This window comes from Zwartia lucis (assembly GCF_965234455.1).
In the GTDB taxonomy this organism is placed as follows: domain Bacteria; phylum Pseudomonadota; class Gammaproteobacteria; order Burkholderiales; family Burkholderiaceae_B; genus Zwartia; species Zwartia lucis.
This window is the reverse complement of the sequence record NZ_OZ248473.1, coordinates 455,195-476,633: the sequence shown is the minus strand read 5'-3', so window position 1 is coordinate 476,633 and position 21,439 is coordinate 455,195. Positions and strand designations below refer to the sequence as shown.

Annotated in this window: 16 protein-coding genes; 8 read left to right on the top strand and 8 right to left on the bottom strand. The window is 51.4% G+C overall.

Going from position 1 to position 21,439, the window contains the following annotated elements; translation table 11 throughout:
* Window positions 1-50 precede the first annotated feature (50 nt).
* Window positions 51-1,016, top strand: coding sequence for a tripartite tricarboxylate transporter substrate binding protein (locus AC8GE9_RS08665; RefSeq protein WP_506676753.1), 966 nt, complete (start codon window positions 51-53; stop codon window positions 1,014-1,016).
* A gap of 22 nt (window positions 1,017-1,038) precedes the next feature.
* Here AC8GE9_RS08665 and AC8GE9_RS08660 read toward each other — a convergent pair whose 3' ends face one another.
* A complete protein-coding gene (locus AC8GE9_RS08660; RefSeq protein WP_506676752.1) occupies window positions 1,039-1,551 on the bottom strand; it encodes a YbaK/EbsC family protein in 513 nt (170 codons plus the stop codon).
* A gap of 157 nt (window positions 1,552-1,708) precedes the next feature.
* Between AC8GE9_RS08660 and AC8GE9_RS08655 the strand changes: the two genes are divergently transcribed.
* On the top strand, window positions 1,709-2,932 hold the full coding sequence (locus AC8GE9_RS08655) for a CaiB/BaiF CoA transferase family protein (protein WP_506676751.1): 1,224 nt from the start codon (window positions 1,709-1,711) through the stop codon (window positions 2,930-2,932).
* Between the two features lie 51 nt (window positions 2,933-2,983).
* Entirely contained in the window at window positions 2,984-4,672 is a 1,689-nt protein-coding gene (locus AC8GE9_RS08650) for an N-acyl-D-amino-acid deacylase family protein (RefSeq protein ID WP_506676750.1), read from the top strand.
* A 10-nt stretch (window positions 4,673-4,682) separates the two neighbouring features.
* Here the strand turns inward: AC8GE9_RS08650 and AC8GE9_RS08645 are convergent, their stop codons facing one another.
* Genes AC8GE9_RS08645 through AC8GE9_RS08625 form a run of 5 tightly spaced genes read right to left on the bottom strand, consistent with a single transcriptional unit; the run spans window position 4,683 to window position 12,238 of the window.
* The gene (locus tag AC8GE9_RS08645) at window positions 4,683-5,696 is read right to left on the bottom strand and encodes a zinc-dependent alcohol dehydrogenase family protein (RefSeq protein ID WP_506676749.1); all 1,014 of its coding nucleotides are present in this window, start codon (window positions 5,694-5,696) and stop codon (window positions 4,683-4,685) included.
* A complete protein-coding gene (locus AC8GE9_RS08640; protein ID WP_506676748.1) occupies window positions 5,693-7,321 on the bottom strand; it encodes an acetate--CoA ligase in 1,629 nt (542 codons plus the stop codon). Before AC8GE9_RS08640 ends, AC8GE9_RS08645 begins: the two co-directional genes overlap by 4 nt.
* Window positions 7,322-7,357: 36 nt before the next feature.
* Complete coding sequence (locus AC8GE9_RS08635; RefSeq protein WP_506676747.1) at window positions 7,358-7,975, bottom strand: nitroreductase family protein; 618 nt, start codon at window positions 7,973-7,975, stop codon at window positions 7,358-7,360.
* 31 nt (window positions 7,976-8,006) lie between these two features.
* Window positions 8,007-11,027 carry an FAD-binding and (Fe-S)-binding domain-containing protein gene (locus AC8GE9_RS08630; RefSeq protein ID WP_506676746.1) on the bottom strand — a complete coding sequence of 1,007 codons (3,021 nt, stop codon included), beginning with the start codon at window positions 11,025-11,027 and terminating at the stop codon, window positions 8,007-8,009.
* Window positions 11,024-12,238, bottom strand: coding sequence for a pyridoxal-phosphate-dependent aminotransferase family protein (locus AC8GE9_RS08625; RefSeq protein WP_506676745.1), 1,215 nt, complete (start codon window positions 12,236-12,238; stop codon window positions 11,024-11,026). Before AC8GE9_RS08625 ends, AC8GE9_RS08630 begins: the two co-directional genes overlap by 4 nt.
* A gap of 115 nt (window positions 12,239-12,353) precedes the next feature.
* On the opposite strand from AC8GE9_RS08625, the gene AC8GE9_RS08620 reads away from it, so the two are divergent.
* From AC8GE9_RS08620 to AC8GE9_RS08610, 3 genes are read left to right on the top strand one after another with little or no spacing between them, the layout of a single operon-like run.
* Window positions 12,354-13,799, top strand: coding sequence for an efflux transporter outer membrane subunit (locus AC8GE9_RS08620; RefSeq protein WP_506676744.1), 1,446 nt, complete (start codon window positions 12,354-12,356; stop codon window positions 13,797-13,799).
* A gap of 20 nt (window positions 13,800-13,819) precedes the next feature.
* Window positions 13,820-14,941 (top strand): HlyD family secretion protein, encoded by a 1,122-nt coding sequence (locus AC8GE9_RS08615; RefSeq protein ID WP_506676743.1) that lies wholly within the window; start codon window positions 13,820-13,822, stop codon window positions 14,939-14,941.
* 8 nt (window positions 14,942-14,949) lie between these two features.
* Window positions 14,950-16,491, top strand: a complete 1,542-nt coding sequence (locus AC8GE9_RS08610; RefSeq protein ID WP_506676742.1) for a DHA2 family efflux MFS transporter permease subunit — start codon at window positions 14,950-14,952, stop codon at window positions 16,489-16,491.
* Here AC8GE9_RS08610 and AC8GE9_RS08605 read toward each other — a convergent pair.
* Window positions 16,463-17,164 (bottom strand): nucleotidyltransferase family protein, encoded by a 702-nt coding sequence (locus AC8GE9_RS08605; RefSeq protein WP_506676741.1) that lies wholly within the window; start codon window positions 17,162-17,164, stop codon window positions 16,463-16,465. The genes AC8GE9_RS08610 and AC8GE9_RS08605 overlap by 29 nt on opposite strands.
* Before the next feature lie 46 nt (window positions 17,165-17,210).
* Window positions 17,211-18,779, bottom strand: a complete 1,569-nt coding sequence (garD, locus tag AC8GE9_RS08600) for a galactarate dehydratase (RefSeq protein WP_506676740.1) — start codon at window positions 18,777-18,779, stop codon at window positions 17,211-17,213.
* A 287-nt stretch (window positions 18,780-19,066) separates the two neighbouring features.
* Here garD and AC8GE9_RS08595 point away from each other — a divergent pair, with 287 nt between their 5' ends.
* Window positions 19,067-20,047, top strand: coding sequence for a Bug family tripartite tricarboxylate transporter substrate binding protein (locus tag AC8GE9_RS08595; RefSeq protein WP_506676739.1), 981 nt, complete (start codon window positions 19,067-19,069; stop codon window positions 20,045-20,047).
* A 13-nt stretch (window positions 20,048-20,060) separates the two neighbouring features.
* On the top strand, window positions 20,061-21,368 hold the full coding sequence (locus tag AC8GE9_RS08590) for a M28 family peptidase (protein WP_506676738.1): 1,308 nt from the start codon (window positions 20,061-20,063) through the stop codon (window positions 21,366-21,368).
* Window positions 21,369-21,439: the final 71 nt, after the last annotated feature.

Here is a 21,439-nt window from a genome sequence, read left to right as displayed (position 1 = left end):
TAGCGATGGTTTACAGTTACAGGCTAAATATGCAATTTTGGAGACTAAAAATGCGTTTAAATTTTTCTCGTACTTTGCTTGCTGCTGCCCTGTTGCTTGGCACGACTTTGGCGCATGCCGCCTATCCGGATCGTAGCGTGACGTTGGTCGTGACGTACCCTCCGGGCGGAACGGCTGATCGAGTTGCTCGTTTGATCGCACCTGAGCTGGCTAAAGAACTCGGGCAAAACGTGATTGTGGACAATCGCGGTGGTGCGGGCGGGATGATTGGCGCAGCCTATGTCGCTAAGGCGGCTCCGGACGGCTACACCATCATGCTGGACGCCGCCAACCATACGCAAAATCCTGCGCTGCGTAAGATGCAGTTCGATACCCTCAAAGACTTTTCTTCAGTGATGTTGTTGCAGCGCGTCCCAAATATTTTGGTGTCGAGCCCCAACTTTCCCGTAAAAACGGTTCAGGAGCTTATTAAGCTGACGACTCCTAAGGCACCGGTCGTACATTATGCGACCTCGGGTGCGGGAAGCGCCCAACATTTGGCTGGAGCGTTATTTAACGCCCTGGCTGGGACCCATCTGGAGTCGGTCCATTACAAAGGAGGTAGCTTAGCCATTACGGACGTGATGTCTGGGCAAGTACCTTTGGCCTTCGCAACGGTCGGTACGGCTCTGCCACAGATCAAAGCTGGCAAACTGAATGTGATCGCCTCGGGCGGTGACAAGCGTTCTGCTGTTTTACCGGACGTACCCACGATCGCCGAAAGTGGTGTCAAGGGTTACTCAAGCTATGAGTGGAATGCGATCTTCGCTCCCGGAGGCACACCGTCAGCCGTCATTGATCGGCTCAACAAGGCACTGGTTAAAGTCATGCAGCAACCTTCGGTCAAAGCCGGTATCGATGCGTTTAGTGGTGAAATCATTGCATCCTCACCACAGCAGCTCGAAGAGTTTCGGCGCGCTGAGTTAGCCAAATGGCAGCGTGTTACAAAAGAGTTCAACATCAAGCTCGATCAGTAAGCTTGAGTTTATGATTTTTCAGTTAAGTCCCGAGGGCTTCTAGCGCACTCGGGCTTCCCGGTATATCAATAATCGTGGGTTGATGCCGGGTCTTTAAAAGAAATCTTTCAAGTTCGGACTTCGAGATAATGACCGTCTGAGTGTTGATGTGCGGATGGGCTTGAATAGCTTCAGCATGCCAGATGGATCGGTCTATCACGAGCTCTACGTTGTTAAGCGTGTCATTCATGAGGCTCAATACACTGAGACTACCAGAGCTCACGCTCAGAAATTTTTTTAAGCGTTCTTTTGAGGCGAACCCCAAACGTTTAATGCCTAGAATTTTGCTAAGGGAGACCAGATCGACAGTCAGATAGGGTGGAACAATGACAAGAAGGTGGCGGATCCCTTTTTTGTCGCGCAAAAAGAGATTTTTGTTTCGCGTTCCGGGTATGTGGGAAGAGAGCGCTTGAAACTCGTCACAAGTTTGAGCCGCATGGTGTTCGAACCTTGGAAAGTCAAATTGATACGTTGCAAAGAACTGTGTGATTACCATGATGACTTTTCTGAGAGTTTTTACTCAAGCCGGATTCTAGGGTTGAACCTTAGGTTCGTACCTCACAATTCCTGTCATCTGCTCCTTTTGGGTAAGAGATCTTGATATTTATAACGCTCTACAATACAAAACTGTCTAAATGAATTGGAATTCAAATATGTCTGGTCCACTTTCGCACATCAAAGTTCTCGATTTATCTCGCGTACTCGCAGCGCCGTGGGCTGCTCAAAATCTCGCTGATTTAGGTGCGGATGTCATCAAGGTTGAACGCCCTCTAAAAGGCGACGATTCCCGCGCCTTTGCGCCACCTTTTCTCAAGGATGAGCAGGGCAATACGACACGCGAGTCGGCTTATTTTTGTGCGGCCAATCGCGGCAAACGCTCTATCACGATTGATATCTCCAAGCCCGAAGGGCAAGAGCTGGTTCGCGAGCTCGCAAAAAACGTTGATGTGATCCTTGAAAACTATAAAGTGGGTGATCTTGCGCGCTACGGACTCGGCTACGAGGATATCAAAGCCATCAACCCTGCCGTCATTTACTGTTCAGTGACTGGTTTTGGTCAAACGGGTCCCGAAAAGGACCGCCCAGGGTATGACTTCATGGCTCAAGGCATGGGTGGCTTGATGAGCATCACTGGCGAGCGCGATGACCTGCCGGGTGGCGGGCCACAGCGTGTCGGCGTGCCGATTATCGACCTGACAACGGGGATGTATGCAAGCATCGCTATTTGTGCCGCGATCGCGCACCGCGCAGTGACCGGCAAGGGACAATGGATTGATGTTTCTTTGCTCGATTCCTGTGTGGCCTTTCTCGCGAATCAGGCAATGAACTATTTCGCGACTGGTGAGCCGCCTAAGGCAATCGGTAATGCGCATCCCAATATCGTTCCCTATCAGACCTTTAAAACTGCTGACGGTGCATTGATTTTAGCCTGTGGAAATGACAATTTATTTAATAAGTTTTGCGAAATTGCTGATTGCGTACATCTTTCCAAAGATCCGTTGTATTCCACAAACGGCGCGCGCGTAAAAAATCGTGAAGCGATCACTAATATTTTGAATGATATTTTTCTTAAGCGTTCGACCCGTGAATGGGTCAAGATGCTGGATGAAGCCGGCGTTGCGAATGGTCCGATTAATAATATTGCCCAAGTATTCGAGGAACCTCAGGTCTTGGCGCGGGGCATGAAAATTGAACTCCCGCATGCCGTGGCTGGTACGGTGCCATTGGTCGGCAGTCCGATGAAGTTTTCCGATACGCCGATCAAGCATGAGATTCCCCCACCGGCTTTGGGTCAACATACAGACGAAATTTTGCTGTCAGTATTAAAAAAATCACAGGATGAGATCACTTCGCTCAAGACGAAGGGTATTGTGTAGTCTGCCATTGATCAAAAAATTGGTACTAAAAAATATAAAAGGGGATATTGCATGTACGATTTAATCATCAGACAAGCTCAGGTGTTCGATGGACTGGGAAATCCAGGCGTCATCGCGGATGTGGCCATTCAAAACGGTGTTGTCGCTGAAATCGGTGGTGTAACCGGTGCGGCAAAACAAGAGGTCGATGCCAAGGGCTTGTCCTTGATGCCTGGGATCGTCGATTTGCACACGCACTTTGATGCTCAAGTGACTTGGGATCCTACGCTGTCGCCATCTCCTGCTTTAGGTGTGACGACTGTTGTGATGGGAAACTGTGGTTTTGGTATTACGCCATGTCCAGCAGAGCATCGTGAAACCATGATGAAGAATCTCTCTGTTGTCGAGGGGATGGATCTCAATTCTTTGCTGAACGGCATCAACTGGAATTTTGAAACCTTCAAAGAGTATATGGATCAGTTACGGGCAACAAAGCCTTATCTGAATACGGCTCTATTTGCAGGTCACTCGGTGGTGCGTACGGCTGTCATGGGTGAGGCGGGTTCGCATAAAGTGACGCCGACCCCTCAAGAGCTTGAGGCGATGTGTCAATTGGTGCGCGAGGCTATGCAAGCCGGTGCGATTGGTTTTGCCTCTTCTTTTTCGCCTAACCATAGCGGCTATGGCGGCATCCCCATGCCCTCGACCATCGCGACCGAAGAGGAATTATTAGCGTTGTCTGGTGTGATGAAGGAGTTTGATCGGGGTGTATTCATGATGGCGACGGGCGCGCGTGCGACGCCCGAGGTCATTGAAAAAGTCGCGGCTAATAGTGGTCGACCTGCTTTTATTTCGACTGTTCTGTCAATGTACAACCCAGCGACTCCCGATTTAGCCATCACGTATTATGAAAAAGCCGAGCAGGCGCGTGCGCGTGGCAACGAGGTCTATATCTTGTCGAGTTGCCAGCCCTTGTCATTTGATTTCACGCTCGAGGAGCCTTATCCGCTTTATAGTCACTCTGCTTTTGATCGGGTTAAAAACCGTCCCGCAGAGGAAATCCTGAGCGCTTACAAGGATCCTGCATTCCGCGCGCAGTTCAGAAATGATCTCAATCATCTCAAACCTGGTATTTTGTTTCTCGGCGACTGGAATTATCTCGAAGTTGGTGAGGTCTCAATGCCTGAGCATGTCGAGCTTGAGGGGATGACCTTCGTTACGTTGGGAAAAAAATGGGGAATGGATCCACTTGATGCATTCTTTGAGTTGGCCATCAAAGAGAATCTAAAAAACCATGTGATTGGTAAATTTTTCAATCATATTGATGAGGGTGTTGCTCCCTTACTCAAGCATTCTTCTTCTGTCGTCACACTGTCTGATGCCGGTGCGCATTTGATTTATATGTGCGATGCGGCCTTTGGTTTGCATTTCCTCGGACATTGGGTACGAAAAACAGGTGAGTTTTCTCTCGAAGAGGGCATTCGACGCCTCACGAGTCATGCGGCAGATCGTTTTAAGATCCCTAATCGTGGTCGATTGGTCAAGGGAGCACCTGCGGACATGTTGTTGTTTGACCCCCAAGAGGTTGGGATGTCAAAACTTGAAACCTTGCACGATCTGCCGGGTGGCGGGGCGCGCAAGGTGCGTTCAGGCACAGGCATCCATGGCGTTTGGGTCAATGGGTGCATGGTGCACGATGGCAAGGACTACGTAAAGCTTGCCGAAGGTCCGGGTCATGTGATTGACTCCTTTATGCACTAAGGTTCGTGCACTAAGGGTGACTGATCACCACCTTGCCAAAATGTTTTTGTTCTTGAAGATGCTGGTAAGCGAGTTTTGCATCTTCAAAAGCGAATACTTTGTCGATGACTGGGCGCATTTGATTGACCTCGATAGCGCGAAGCATGGATTCAAAGCTTTGTCGGCTCCCTACCGTGATTGAACGGGTTGTAATCGACCGTCCTCGAAAGAGGGTGGGATCGAGTTGTTGCCCAACACCGCCTAAATTGCCAACCTGTACCACATGACCTCCGATTGCTGCAGACTTGAGTGAACAAGCCAAGGTACCAGGGCCACCGACCTCGATGACAAAATCCGCGCCACGTCTTCCCGTTAAACGCATGACCTCCTTGTCCCAATCGGGATGGGTCGCATAGTTGATGATTTCGTGTGCACCTAAGGCGCGGAGCTTTTCGGCTTTTGAGTCGCTTGAGGTGGTGGCGATCACACGTGCGCCAAATAATCGCGCTAATTGAATGCCAAAAACTGAAACTCCGCCCGACCCGAGTGTGAGCACGGTATCGCCCGGCATGAGTTGACGCAGATCCGTTAGGCAGCACCAGGCCGTGACCGCGGCGCAGGGTAGGGTGGCTGCTTCCTCAAAAGATAAGTGTGAGGGAATTTTGACGACACCTTGTTCATTGAGGACGACGTACTCGCTCAGCATGCCATCGATACTGCCGCCCAAGTCGGTGGAGAGATGCTCCGCTGCGAGATGCCCACCCATCCAACCTTGAAAAAATGCCCCCGCGACTCTATCGCCGACCTTAAATCGTTTCACGTCTGCGCCAACGGCGACAATTTCGCCAGCTCCGTCAGACAAGGGAATCACTCGAGGACGTGGCGGAACTCGATACGAGCCACGCATCACCATCAAATCACGGTAGTTCAGTGCGTTTGCTTTGACTCGAATGACGACTTCTCGTGAACCTGGGGTGGGGTCGGGTTCGTGATTGAGAGAGAGATGATCCAAGCTACCTGTTTTTTCTAGACGGTACGTTTTCATATGGGGTTTCCATGACTGCGATTAAATTCCTGATCGCGCAAGACGCGACGCATAATTTTCCCAGAGGGATTTTTTGGAAGACTCGCGACAAACTCAATACGTCGCGGATATTTATATGGCGCTGTGTGTCGCTGCACGTGTTGTTGTAATGTTTTGATGAGGGCCTCACTAGGTATGTAGTCAGGATGAAGTACGACGAACGCTTTCACGACTTCTCCGCGCTCAGCATCCGGGCTGGCTACAACGGCACTTTCGGTGACGGCAGGATGTTCGATCAACGCATTTTCAACTTCGGTCGGTCCGATGCGATAGCCTGCTGAGCTGATCATGTCGTCGCTGCGTCCCGCATAAAAAAGGTAGCCTTGTGCATCGCGAGATGAAAGATCCCCTGTCAGCCAGTAGTCAATGCCGTCGATGGTTCGGATGCTCTCACGTGTACGGGCCGGATTATTCCAGTAGCCCAACATGAACTGGGGATTGGGTAGGCGCATGGATAATTGACCGACTTGATTAGGTCCAAGTATCACATTGTCATCACTTAATATTTCAAAATGCGTGCCAGGAATAGGTTGACCCATCGAGCCAGGCTTGACTGGCAGGCAGGGGTAATTAAGCACCGTCATCAGTGTTTCGGTTTGTCCATAGCCGTCTAGCAACTCGGATCCAGAATGCGCTTTCCACTGGTGCACAATTTCAGGATTGACGGTCTCACCTGCGGAAACACTCAAGCGCAATACGCTGAGATCAACCTCAGCGAGATTTTCGTTGACGAGGTGCCTGAACTCGGTCGCGGGAGCGCAAAAAACGGAGACTTTATACCGCGCAAGAAGCTGTAAACGCTCACGGGCATCAAATTTACCATCGTAAAAAAAGACGCAACTCCCACGACTCCAGGGACCAAACAAAATACCCGTCCCCGCTTTTGCCCAGCCTGTATCCGCTGTGCACCATTTGATATCGTCCTCGACAAGTGTCTGCCACCACGCCGCGGATAAGCGCCAAGTGTAAATGCCACGCGTGGCATGTAAAACGCCTTTGGGGTGGCCTGAAGAGCCAGACGTGTAATAGAGAAGGGCAGGCTCCTCGGACGTGAGGGCCGCGCAGGTAAAGTCAGAGGATTCTTGTTCGCTGAGACTCAGAGGCATCCAATGGGCTGCGTTTGTTTCTTCGACACTCAAACGTATCGTGAGCGCATCGCATCCAGAAAATTTTTCTATATTCGTCGCCGTGGTGATGGCTGCGATAGCACCTGAGTCCTTGACGCGAAACTCGACGTCTTTTGACGTGAGCATTTCAATACAGGGAATCGGAATAGCGCCAATTTTCATGCATGCAACGATGGCGAGTTGCCATTCAGGGATGCGGGGCAACATCACAATGACGCGATCGCCTTTTTTTAAGCCATGACGAGTCAGTAAGTTTGCGTATTGATTTGAGATGCGACGAATATCTGAAAAGTTAAAGCGCCGTTCATGCCCCTGCGCATTGCACCAAATCAACGCAGGTTTGTCACGGCGTGCGGCTTGCGCATCCACGACGTCGTGTCCAAAATTAAAAGTTTCAGGGATCGCCAAAACAAAGTTTCGTGCTGTCTCGGCATAGTCTTGCATGGGGTGCAGGGACATGAGAAACCTTGGTTGCGACGATCTGTGAATGTTCTTTTAAACGATAGTCAGTACTTCGCGGACAGGCAGGCGAGGCTTTTGTGGCCAATTTCCGGGTGCAGCGACACCCACTGCCACCAGCATCGCAGGGATGTCGTTGGCTGTGAGCTTGAATTCTTTGGAGACACCGGCTGGATCAAAGCCGATCATGGGGCCGCTGACTAAACCCATTCCCTGCGCTGCGAGCATCAGAGTCATCGCTCCCATCGAGGCGGAGCGGATCGCTTCATCACGCTGTCTGATAGGGTTGTTCTCGTGCCCGTCGTGCGCCATTTGTACCCAGGCATCCGCCATGGATTGTTCGAGTAATCCCGACGCGATCGAAGGCTTGAGTGCATGCGCTAAACCTTTGTGCGCTTCAAGCTTTCCGCAAACGATAAAAATCACTGCTGCGTCGACGATTTTTTGCTGGCCATAGGCAACGGCTTTGAGACGCTCTTTGGCTTGTTTGGATTGAACTGCGATGAATGTCCAATTTTGAAAATTGAATGCGGTCGGAGCGCACGTGGCTAAGCGGATCAGCTCTTCGACCTGCGCGGTCGTCAGACTTTTGGTCGGATCGAACATATTGGCAGAGATGCGTTGCTCGATTGCTTCTTTAACGGTATTGATCATGATGAAATCTATGCTCTATAAAAAATGGATGTTATTTCAGGGCTTGCGCGAGAAGTACAGCGGTATGCGTCGCTTTAGTGTCAGCGCCGTCTTGAATTTGATGGCGACAGCTTGTGCCGTCCGCGACCACGACCGTGCCTTCTGTGCGGTTGCGGATCGCCGGCAGCAAGGACATTTCAGCCATCGCCATGGAGGCGGCATGGTGCTCTGCTTCGTAGCCAAAGCTTCCAGCCATACCGCAACATGAAGATTCAATCGTCGAGACGTTGAGTCCGGGAATCCAACTCAATACAGTCTGGACCGGTGTCAAGGCATCAAACGCTTTTTGGTGACAATGTCCATGAAGCATTGCGGTTTTGGTCTCAAGGGCTTTAAGCTCAAGAGTCAATCGCCCAGCTTTTTGTTCCTGGACTAAAAATTCCTCAAATAAAAAGGCATGTCGCGCAAGCAGCTTGGCTTCTTCACCGTAACCGTAGTCTAAAAACTCGTCACGAAGCGTGAGCAGGCAAGAGGGTTCAAGTCCCACGATCGCCACACCGCGTTTGACAAAGGGGACTAAGGCATCGAGGGTACGCCTTGCTTCAGCTTTGGCTTGATCGACCATACCCGCAGACAAGAACGTACGACCACAACACAGGGGACGCTCGCCAGCGCGTTGATTCAGATGAACAGTATATCCCGCCGCTTGTAATACCTGCTGAGCGGCTAGAGCGTTTTGCGTATCGATATAGTTATTGAACGTATCGACAAAGAGTAAAACCTCACGTCCGGAAGTCGAAACCAAGGGCTTTTGCTCTGTCTGACGACCCAGAAAACTTGTTTTAAAGCGTGGCAGAGAACGCTCAGTGGCCAACCCGAGGGCGCGCTTGGTCGCAGCACCCAAAACAGGTGTGTGCTCCAGCATACTCAACAGGCCACCGACACGACTCGCAACACCGGCGTAACGTGGCATGTAAGCGATCAGCTTTTCGCGCAGCGTCGTACCATGACATTTGGCCCAAGCTGCACGGGCCTCGATTTTCATCTTGGCCATATCGACGCCCGTCGGACAGTCTCGTTTACAGCCCTTGCAAGATACACACAGATCCAGCGTTTCTTTGACCTCTGGACTCGCGAGACCCTCAGTACCGAGTTGACCAGAAAGCGCCAAGCGCAGCGTATTCGCACGTCCACGCGTCAGGTGTTGCTCGTCCTTGGTAATGCGATAGCTCGGACACATCGTGCCGGCATCAAACTTGCGGCAATGTCCGTTGTTATTGCACATCTCGATGGCAGAGGCCAAGCCGCCGCTGGCATCGACACCTGTGCCAGGCGCAGTTTCCACGCCCGTCATCGGATCGCGCAAGACGTTCCAGGCGGACCAGTCCAGTGCTGTTGGCGTTGAGGCGACGGTATAGCCCGGTGCAAAACGGAAGTTGCTGCGATCATCCATTTTGGGAGGATGAATCATCTTGTTAGGGCTGAACCTGTTGTCGGGGTCGAACAATGTTTTGATTTCAGCAAAGGCTTGATGAATGCGAGGGCCGTATTGCCACGATACCCATTCACCACGGCAAAGACCATCACCGTGCTCACCCGACAGCGCGCCTTTGTATTCACGCACCAGCGCAGCCGTTTCCTCGGCAATCGCGCGCATTTGCGAAGCACCTTCTCGACGCATATCTAAAATAGGACGCACGTGGAGGGTGCCTACGCTCGCATGGGCATACCACGTCCCCTCGGTGCCGTAGCGATTAAAGACCTCGGTCAGTCGGCTTGTGTAGTCCGCTAAGTGTTCGAGTGGGACGGCGCAGTCCTCGACAAAAGAAACCGGTTTGCCATCGCCTTTCATGCTCATCATGATGTTCAGGCCGGCCTTGCGAACATCCCAAAGCGCCTTTTGTGCTTTGGGTTCAGGCATTTTGACCACACAGTCAGGCAATCCCAGATCGCTCATGAGCGTATTGAGCTCATCTAGTTTTTTAATTAACTCAGCTTGGTCTTGACCTGCGAATTCAACCAATAAAATTGCGGCAGGCGAACCGACCAAGGCCTTTTCGATGACGGGTCTGAAGGATGGGTTTTCCATCGCCAAATGAATCATCGTCCGATCGACGAGTTCGACAGCCGTTGGTTTGAGTTTGACAATATGCTGAGCGGTTTCCATTGCTTTATAAAAGCTTTGAAAATTCACGACACCCAGTGTTTTGTGCTCGGGCAGCGGAGACAGCTTAAGTATGATTTGTCGGCTGTAGGCAAGGGTGCCTTCTGAGCCCACCAGTAAGTGGGAAAGGTTGGCGTAGCCGTCGTCCGTATAGACGCGCGGATTTTGGCAGTCGAATAAGTCGATGTTGTAGCCCGCGACACGTCGCAACACTTTTGGAATGCGTTCGGCGAGCTCAACGCGTTCACGCGTCGCAATCGTTTTGAGTGTCTCTAAAATCCCCTCAAGCCTCGCACCTTGAACGGGTGCTTTGAGTGAGCCAAAATGCGCCTGTGTTCCATCCGCGAGTACGGCATCAATGCCAAGTACATTGTGCACCATGTTGCCATATTCGATCGAGCGCGAACCACAGGAGTTATTCCCTGTCATCCCACCAATCGTGCACTGCGCACTGGTGGAGACATCGACAGGAAACCACAAGCCATAAGGCTTGAGCCAGGCATTGAGATGATCCAACACAATACCGGGTTCAACGGTGACAGTGCGTGCTTGTGCATCAAAATCTATAACATTGCACAACCAGCGACTGTTATCGATAATCAGCGCCTCACCCACAGTCTGACCGCACTGGCTCGTCCCCGCGCCTCGCGACAATACCGCGACTTTTTGATCTCGCGCGATATCGAGTGCACGCAGAACATCCGCTTGATCCCGCGGCACTACAACACCAATCGGTCTGATTTGATAGATCGAGGCGTCGGTTGAATAACGTCCTCGGCTTGCGCCATCGAACAATACATCTCCTCGCAACTCTTTAGCTAAAAGCTGTGCCAGGGGGGAGTGTGTACCTGACTTGGTCGGTGCGAAAAGAATGGGTTTTGGGATCGCTGGGGAGACAACGGCATTCATGATGCGTTTGCGAAATAATCCATGCCCGCCGCCACACCGCTACCCGCGAGTTTGACACCGGAAAGTTTGAGACCCATTTCGATGCCAGCGAGCGTAGCAAGCAAGGTCAGATCATTGCTATCACCCAAGTGCCCAATGCGGAACATGCGGCCCTTAAGTTTGCCAAGCCCGGTTCCGAGGGAAAGGTCAAAGCGCTGCTGCACCAGTTTGCGGATCGCATCGGCATCGATACCGACGGGTGTGATGACACCCGTCAAAATTGGGGAGTACACACTTGGGTCTGCGCACTGAATGGGCAAGCCCCAAGCGTTGACCGCTGCGCGAACACCTGCTGCCCAACGCTGATGACGCGCGAATACATTTTCCATGCCTTCCTCGGCCAGCATGTCGATCGCTTCGGATAGACCATACAGTAAGTTGGTACTCGACGTGTAGGGCCAGTAGCCATCCTTGTTCATTTCGACGATTTCGTCCCAAGCCCAGAAGGAGCGTGGCAAATTCGCTGTTTTGGAGGCTTCGATCGCGCGCGGCGACAAGGCGTTGAAGCTGATGCCAGGGGGCAGCATCAAGCCCTTTTGGGAACCACTGACCGAGACATCGATCCCCCATTGATCGTGCCTGAAATCCGCACTCGCCAAGCCAGAGATCGTGTCAACAATTAATAGAGCAGGGTGCTTAGCCTCGTCAATCGCTTTGCGCACTGCAGCAATATCCGAAGTCACACCCGTCGATGTTTCGTTGTGCACGACACAGACGGCCTTGATGCTGTGCGATTTGTCCTCAAGCAGTCGGGCGTGAATCATATCGGCTTGAACACCACGACGCCAGCCAGGCGCATTGGGTAGGTGTTCGTCTTGGCCTTGCCAAGACAGTATTTCAGTCTTGAGGCCGATACGGGTCGCGAGTTTGTTCCAAAGCGAGGCAAATTGACCGGTCTCAAACATCAAAACGTGATCGCCTGCGCTCAACGTATTCACAAGTGCAGCCTCCCAAGCGCCTGTTCCCGAGGCGGGGTAAATCACGACCGGATGCTCTGTCTTAAAAATAGTTTTCATCCCCTCCAGCACCTTGCGACCCAGCGCGCCAAACTCTGGTCCGCGATGATCGATGGTGGGTAGACTGATCGCACGCAAAATCCGATCCGGCACAGGGCTGGGGCCTGGAATTTGTAAAAAATGACGACCAGTAGGGTGAAAGTTGAGCTTAAGCATGAAAATTCCATTTAGACGTTTTGAGAAAAATACCATAAGGCGCCTTAGGGGTGGGGTAAACAGCGTAATATCTAATGCTAATAACATGAATAAATCTGGGTAGGAGATGACTCGGTTGCATACGTCCCTAGGTTGTTACCTGGGTTTTTTGTTGAGCCTGCTGATTGCAGGCTGTGCCCCTTTCCCCAATGTTGATCCGCCCGAGCCTGAGGTGGGCGTTCAGACGCTTGCCTCTAAAGAGGCGTTTTCAGCGACGAGCGGGAGCTGGCCCTCTGATCGGTGGTGGGCAAAATACGACGATTCCCAACTTGACCAGTTAATGACCGAAGCGTTGCGAGATTCACCGAGCCTCAAGGTGGCGCAAGCTAGGGTTCGACGAGCGCAAGCGGTTGGTCAAGTCGCCGGAGCGCCTTTATTACCGCAAGTGGGTCTCGAGGCTGCGGCAGGCGTGCAGCGGTTGAGTTATAACTATTTGACAGCGCCCCAGAGTGTTGTGCGTGGTTGGAATGATGTGGGTCAGGTCGCCTTGGATATGCGTTGGGAGATCGATTTTTGGGGAAAGTATCGGGCTAGTCTAGCGGCGGCAACCTCTGAAATCGAGGCGCGTCGCGCCGAATTGGCACAGGCAGAGCTTGTTTTGACGACCTCGCTGGCCTCAAGCTACGCAGAGCTGGCGCGTTTGTATGCGCTCAAAGATACGGCCGAACGTGCTGTTAAAGTCCGTGCCCGAACACAGTCCTTGTTTGCCGAACGGCAATTACACGGACTTGAGACCAAGGCAAGTGTGTTGGAAGCGCAAGCCAAAGAAGCACAAGCTCAGACCGAAGACCTTTTTATAGCGGAGCAAATAGCGCTTCAGAAAAATCGATTGGCCAGTTTGCTAGGTGCAGGACCTGATCGAGGTTTGCAGATTCGTCGTCCAGGTGCTGTGTTGCAAAAAAGCTTAAGTTTGCCCGCAGAGCTGGCGGCAGATTTAATAGGAAGACGGCCGGATGTGGTGGCTGCGCGTCTGCAAGCGCAGGCGCAGTCTAATCTGGTCAAAAGAAGTGAGGCTGATTTTTATCCCAATGTGAATTTAGCTGCGATCATTGGTTTGCAGTCATTAGGATTGAATGTTCTTGGACAAAGCGGTTCGACGTATGGCAGGGTAGGTCCGGCGATCTCTTTGCCGATTTTTACGGGCGGGCGTCTACAGGGAGAGCTCCTTGGTGCGCGCGCCGAGTTTGATGAGGCTGTGGCCGTCTACAACAACACTCTGATCCATGCATTGCAAAATGTTGCAGATGTTGTGACCAGCTATCGAGCCCTCACAGGGCAGCTCATGCAAGCTGAGCGCGGGTTGACAGCGGCTTTGCAGGCAAACCAGCTTGCCTCGGGAAGATATCGAGGCGGGCTCTCCAGCTACCTCGAGGTCTTGGTATCAGAGGACATCATGTTGACGAGCCTGCGCGTCGTCACAGAGTTGCGCGCTAGAAACTTCCTGTTGGATGTCGCCCTCGCACGCGCGTTAGGTGGCGGTTACCATTCCAATCAAATCGAACCCCTTCGTTTGTCCAAGTGATGATGCAATCCGGTCCAACTATGCCTTCGTCTGAAAATTCAAAAGTAAACGCCAGTCAGCAAAGGAAACGCTGGCTGCAGCGCTTATTGTTCGTTGTGATCTTTCTTTTTGTACTCTTTGTCGCGTATTGGTGGTTGCTTGGTTCGCGTGTCGTGTCGACAGACAATGCCTACACCGCCACTGAAGTCGCTCAAGTCGCTGCAGCGGTCGACGGTACGATCAAGGGGGTCAACGTGATTGATACCCAAGCGGTGAAGCAAGGCGATGTATTGGTTGAAATCGATCCTGCTGATGCAAAATTGTCTTTGATCGAGGCGCAAGCGGAGCTTGAGAAAACGGTGCGTAGGGTCGAGGGATATTTTCTCAATGATCAAACGCTTTCCGCACAGGTGTTGGCCAGAGAGGCGGACTTGCAGCGAGCCTTAGCTGAGTTGCAGGCCGCACAAGCCGATGATGCGCGCGCTGCGATTGATCTCAAACGTCGACGCGCACTGTCGAACTCTGGCTCTGTTTCCGCCGATGAGTTGACGCGTGCTGAAAATGCCTGGCATGCGGCTCAGGCAAATATGTTGGCCTCGCATGCGAATGTCGCTCTTGCGCGCGCAAACGTTGAGAGTGCGCAAGGTGCGCGACGTATCAATCAAGCGCTCACAGCAAATACGAGCGTGCAAGCGCATCCCGAAGTTCAGTTGGCTCAAGCACGAAAAGAACAGGCGCAGCTGAATCTAGAGCGTACGGTCATACGCGCTCCAATCTCAGGTGTTGTGGCTAAGCGACAGGTACAGCTTGGTCAGCGGGTGCAGGCGGGGACAACCTTGTTGGCCATCGTACCAACTGAACGTATTTATGTGAATGCAAATTTCAAAGAGGTACAACTCAAAAAAGTTCGTGTCGGTCAGTCTGTTGAAGTCATCTCCGACTGGTATGGAAATGCAGTGCAATATCGTGGCACGGTGACGGGATTCGCGGGAGGGTCTGGTGCTTCTTTTGCCGTCATTCCCGCTCAAAACGCGACGGGCAATTGGATTAAAGTTGTTCAACGCGTACCCGTTCGTATCGCGTTGGATCCTGAGCAGCTGCAGGCTCACCCCCTTGGGGTGGGTCTGTCGATGACGGTGCGTATCCATTTAGAACGACCCTAGGTGGGTTGATGTTTGCGAACAAGTCCAATCTCGAAAGTATGGAGCCGCTCAAGGGCGGCAGACTTTGGTTTGCTGCGTTTCTGATCGCGAGTGCGAATTTTATGTCTGTTCTAGACATGACAATCGCCAATGTTTCCATTCCAACTATTTCGGGTAGCCTCGGGGTCACGGTCAATCAGGGCACGTGGGTCATTTCCTCCTATGCGGTGGCCGAGGCGATCATTGTCCCTTTGACGGGCTGGCTTGCCGCGCGCTTTGGCGCAGTGCGTGCGTTTATTTGGGCGATGGGACTGTTCGGTTTGACGTCCGCTTTTTGCGGTTTAGCCACCTCACTGGAAATGCTGGTTTTTGCTAGAACGCTCCAAGGGATTGCAGGTGGCCCGTTGATGCCCTTGTCCCAAACCTTGCTGTTAAGAATATTTCCTCCAGAAAAGGCAGGGTTCGCCATCATGATCTGGGCGATGACAACACTGATCGCACCGATTATTGGCCCCATTTTGGGAGGTGTACTTTGTGACAATCTTTCTTGGCCCTGGATCTTTTATATCAATTTACCATTGGTGTTGCTGGGCTGTTTTTTTGGAGCCAAGTTGTTGGGTCGATACGAACTGAGCCTTAAGCGCGTTCCTATGGATGTGGTGGGCCTGTGCTTATTAGTGATTTGGGTCGGTTCTTTGCAGCTGATGCTTGATCTGGGCAAGGATTTAGACTGGTTCGCCTCCACTGAAATAGTCATGCTTTCCTTATTGGCTCTTGTCGGCTTTGCTGTGTTTTTGATCTGGGAGTTGACCCATGAGCATCCTATTGTCAATCTGAGGGTATTCAGGCATCGCGGTTTTGCGGTGGCGGTCTTGACGATGAGTATGGGCTATGCATGCTTTTTTGCGTTAAATGTTCTGACCCCGCTATGGCTACAAACCAATATGCTCTACACCCCTAGTCAGTCTGGTTACACCACCGCTTGGACTGCATTATTTTCTATTTGTATGGCACCGTTGGTGACAAAGTTTGCCAATAGGGTGGATCGTCGTCGGTTGATTAGTGCGGGGGCTTTATGGTTAGCACTGGTGACTGGATTACGGATGTTTAGCAATACGGACATGACCTACTGGGATATTGCCTTTCCAATCATGATCATGGGATTTGGCATGCCAATGTTTTTTATTTCCTCTACGGGCTTGGCACTTGGGAGTGTGAGCCCGGAGGAGACAGCCTCCGCGGCTGGACTGGTCAGTTTCTTTAGAGCGGTGTCAGCAGCGTTTGCCGTCTCTTCGGTCACGACAGTTTGGGATCACCGTGCCGTCGTTCATCACGCTGAAAACGTTGCGTTGTTAGATGCGGACAACATCATGATGTCTCGATTGCTCGCGCAAGGCATGGACAGACAGGCGGCGCTCACTTATATGGAAGAGCAGTTGCAACGTCAAAGTGTGATGCTGGCAACGAACGAGATTATGCTTTTTGTGGCGTTGATGTTTATAGTGACGGCCGGCGTGGTTTGGCTGGCGCCTCGTCTCAAGGTTAAAACTCCAGCGGCGCAATCAAAGTGAACCCGGTGCGCTGTTGAAAGGTCTGAAGATCGCATGGTGCATCAATATCAACGATGTAGTGATCGTTATCGGTGATAAAGTGCTGGACCTGCTCTGGATGCGCATCGATATAAGCTTTACAACTCTGACCGCTTTCTAAAACATGTCGCACCGTATGACCGCTCAGAACAACGGGATTGCCTCGACTTTTAGCGACAACTGGATAGATCATCGATCGGCCTGTCGTTCGATCATGAAAGAAGCGGATGCACGCTCGATAGTCGTTTGCCTGCATGAGCGGTTGATCGGCTAAAGCAATCATGACAGATTTTTCGTCTTGGACCTGCATATTGGGTGCTGCGATGCATTGCAAATCTTGAGTTGCTTGCAAACCCAGAAGAACGGATGATTGTTGGTCGCGCTGCGGCTCATGGTTTCTGACCAGATGGATGCGTGCCAGCTTATGATTCAAGGTGTGGATTGCAGCTTGTGCTTCAGCTTCGATCGCCTGATGAAAATACCCTGTCACAAGAACGATATCCTCGGCGCCCGCAGCAGTCAGTGCTAAAAGTTGCCGTACAAGCAAGCTTTCATGCTCGAGTCGGAACAAACTTTTAGGGAGGCGTCCCAGACGAGAGCCTTCTCCCGCCGCGAGCAAAATCGCGCAAAATGATGGTGTCTGTTCGGAGCGCATCGGATCGGTTCCTAATCGGATCAAGTAATCGGATCAAGCAATCGGATCAAGTAATCGGCGCTGGGTTAAACAACACCAGCGAGTTTTGAATCTTCCAATGCTCTGCCCAGGTTTTACGGCCACTCGCGATGTCGAGCATCAAGTGAAAAATTTCCCAACCTAACTCGTCAAGCGTGAGTTCGCCGTCTGCGACGCGTCCTGCATTGACATCCATCAGATCATGCCAGCGACGGGCGAGATCCGTGCGTGTCGCGACCTTGATGACAGGGCAGTGGGCTAAACCATAAGGCGTCCCCCTGCCGGTTGTAAAAATATGCAGATTCATACCGGCTGCGAGCTGAAGCGTGCCACAGATAAAATCGCTGGCAGGTGTTGCGGCGTACACCAGCCCACGTTGATCTCGAGCGAGTTTGTTGCCTGGTGAAAGCACGCTTGAAATGGGTGCGGAGCCGCTTTTAATAATCGAGCCCATCGCTTTTTCAACGATATTAGCTAAACCTCCTGCCTTGTTACCTGGGGTCGTATTGGCGCTGCGGTCAACGTTGCCGCGCGCTAGATAACGGTCGTACCAGTCGAGCTCGGCCACGATGTCGCGTGCGACTTCTGGCGTGGCCGCGCGTGAGGTCAGTTGGTCGACGCCATCGCGTACTTCTGTGTTTTCACTAAACATGACCGTCGCACCGGCACGCACCAGAAGGTCTGCTGCTTTACCGAGTGCGGGGTTGGCCGTCACGCCGCTCAGCGCATCACTGCCGCCACACTGCATACCCACCACGAGCTCGCTAGCGGGGACGGTTTCGCGTTTACGCTGATTGAGCCTGTTGAGATGCACGGTTGCCTCTTGCATGATGGCATCGATCATCGACATGAAGCCAATGTGCTTAGGATCTTGGAGGCAGACCGTGTCGACACCGGTCGAGCGATCGTCTTTGATGGGAAAGCTGCCAGGTGGCATCAAGCGATCGGGCTGAAGCTTTTCGCAGCCAAGACTCACCACCATGACTTCGCCACCAAAATTTGGATTCAGGCTAATGTTACGCACAGTGCGAATTGGAATGATTGCTTCGGGAGCGTCAATCGCCACACCGCAGCCATAGGCGTGATCGAGTCCAACGACATCATCGACATTGGGATATTTGGGTAATAGCTCGCTTTTGATGCGCTGCACTGCAAAGTCAACCACGCCTGCTACACATTGAACGGTCGTCGTGATTCCGAGCAAGTTACGGGTGCCCACCGAGCCATCCTCGTTACGAAAGCCTTCAAAGGTGTAGCCTTCGAGAGGACCGCCTAGATCCGGTTTGACGGTCGCGATGGGAAGATTTTCAAAGTTTCTCGCCTCAGGCATCCTGAGCAGTCGCTCATGAATCCAGCTTCCGGCAGGAATGTCTTTGAGGGCAAAGCCGATCGTGACGCCATAGCGTGTCACAGGCGCATCCGTCTTAAAGTCGACTAAAGCCACCTTGTGTGCCTGCGGCACCTTGTCCTTGAGGATCAGTCCGTCCAAAACGACAGTACCCGCAGGAAGTCCTCCGTCATTGCCTACAATGGCGACGTTGTCGTTGGGATGCATTTTGATTAAAAGAGGGGTGCTACTGGTCAAGGAAGTGGCCATGGCTCTGTTTTTTTAAAATAGTTGGTCTGAAATAAAATGTATTTCGAATGTGACCTAGAAGATTAAAGGCAGTTTAAAGGATGAAGTACACCAAGCAGGCTTAAGTACTTTGAAAACAGCTGGTCGTACTTGCTTCTGTGTTGTCAGTCGATAGGTTTGGTATAGCTAAAAATTGAGATGTATACAAAAATAGCCAACCGCATTCATAATATGATCGTCACTCCTAACAATATCCGCACTGCATAGACTGTAGGTTACCTAAAACACTGAACTCAGGAAGTAGAAAAATGAAAAAACTCAAGAAGCTAATAAGTATGGCGGTATTTTCAGTAGCCGTCGGTATAAGCACGACTTCGGTTTTCGCAGCCTACCCTGACAAACCAATTAAGATTGTCGTTCCTTACTCCACTGGCGGCAGTTCAGATCTTATGGCTCGTATGATCGGCGATTTTCTTAGCAAAGAGATTGGCCAGTCCATAATCGTGGAGAATCGTGCCGGAGCAGGCAGCATGATTGGTACTGCTTATGTCGCAGAAAGCGCTCCTGATGGCTACACAATGCTCTTGGCCGATGTCCCCTTCACGATCGTGCCTAGCTTATATGCCGGTCGAATTAAATACGATGCACAAAAAGACTTCGCACCAGTTGCTCTTTTAGGCACGTCCCCTATGTACTTATTCATTCATCCCGATTTTAAGGGTAAGAATTTAGAAGAACTCGCGAAGCTTGCTAAACAATCCCCCGGAACAATTACGATCGGATCAGGTGGAAACGGCTCTTTTACGCACATGATGGCTGAATTATTCATGCGGGAGACAAAAACCAAACTCGTACACGTGCCCTACAAAGGAGCAGCAGCGGCTATGCAAGACTTGGCCGGCGGTCAAATCAACGTAAGTTTTAGCACAATGCCCAGCGCAGCAGCACTCTTCCAAGCCGGCAAAGTTATTCCCATCGCGACCTCCTCACCCACTCGTCACCGCGACACTCCAAACGTACCAACTTTAAAAGAAAGTGGCTTTGAGGGTATGACCATACAAAGTTGGTGGGGTTTAATGGTGCCGTCAAAGACACCTTTGGATATTCGGAATAAATTGAATACGGCCTTAAGTAAAGTACTGAAGGAACCTGTGATTAAAGAGCGTATGTCTCGTTTAGGCGTGGAAGTTGCTGAGCAAACTGATTCTCAAACTTTACAACGCTTTCTTGAAGAAGATTTTACGCGTTGGAATAGACTAGTTCGCGAAGCGAACATCAGTTTGAACTAATAAGAAGCAAGTCATGGCTCAGCAACGCTCAATACCGGAAGAACAAATGGAACGCTTGTTAATTGAAGCCGCAGGCGACGCGGCCCTCATGGATGATTTTATTAAGATTTGTTCTTTCGGGGGTAGGCGTTCGGGGTCTGGACAGGATAGTGAGGCACTGGATTGGGCGTTGGGACGTCTTCAAGAAATTGCAACGAATGCGAAGCGTGTTGACGTACCCTATGCAGGGTGGCATTGCGTCAAGTCAAGCCTGCTCCTCATCAATCATGCAATACAACTGCAGTGCAACCCTTTGCTGCGTTCTGCTTCAACACCCCCCGAAGGGATCAAACTCGAAGTAGTCGATCTTGGGAAAGGACGTACCGAAGATTTTAAAAGCGCCGGGGAAAGCATCAGGGGTCGCGCAGTGCTGGTGGAACACGAATATCCTTTCTCACCTAATCATATGCACCGCAGAAAGAAATACGACCTAGCAGTTGCCGGAGGGGCGGCGGCATTTCTTATTGCTAGCCCATGGGCAGGCGGCGGACTGCTTTCAGGATCATCTGGGCGAGGCTACGAGCAGAGCGGTATTCCTGCAGCATATTTGGACTTCGAGTCCGGGCAGACATTGCGCAAGGCTGTTACCTCAAGCAAGGCAGTCATAAATTTGTTAATCCTTGGTGAGGAACAACCAAATGCTAAAGCTGGCGTAGGGATTCTAGATATTAGCGGTGGACAGGAAGGTACGGTCGTGATTAGCGCCCATATGGATGGACATGATCTCGGGCAAAGCGCTCTAGATAATGCTACGGGAGTTGCAGTCGCCTTGGCTGCAACTCGGGCTCTCGCATCGCACGTATCCGAGCAAACACCAAGCTTAAGAGTGTGCTTTTTCTGTGCAGAGGAGTGGGCGCTCGCAGGTTCAGCCAAATATCTCGATCAAATGTCACCCCTAGAACGTAATCGCATTAAGCTCAATATCAATCTAGATACTGTGGCAGGTGACGATAGCTTGACAGCGCTTATTAGCGACTTCCCAGCGCTGAAACAGTATGTCGACCAAGCCAGTAAAATGGCTCAGGTGCCTATCTCAACGTGGCTGCCTCTTATGTCTAACTCCGATCACGCAAACTTCGCTAGACACGGTATTCCTGCGTTCCGTCTTGTAGCCGGCTTCGATAGGCCTGACTCCAGAGTAAACAACATACTTTCACCTGGTGACATACCAGCAATCATTAAAGAGTCAGAGTTGCGTCAAGCGCTTCGGGCTACTTGTGCACTCATAAAGACCGCGTTAAATATGAACGAAAACGAACTTAATGCGCTCGCTCTACGTTAATCACTGCCAGATACGCGGCATGGATATGGCTACTGTTAGCGCCGTTGAATACTGACCAAACTCCTGGTTGA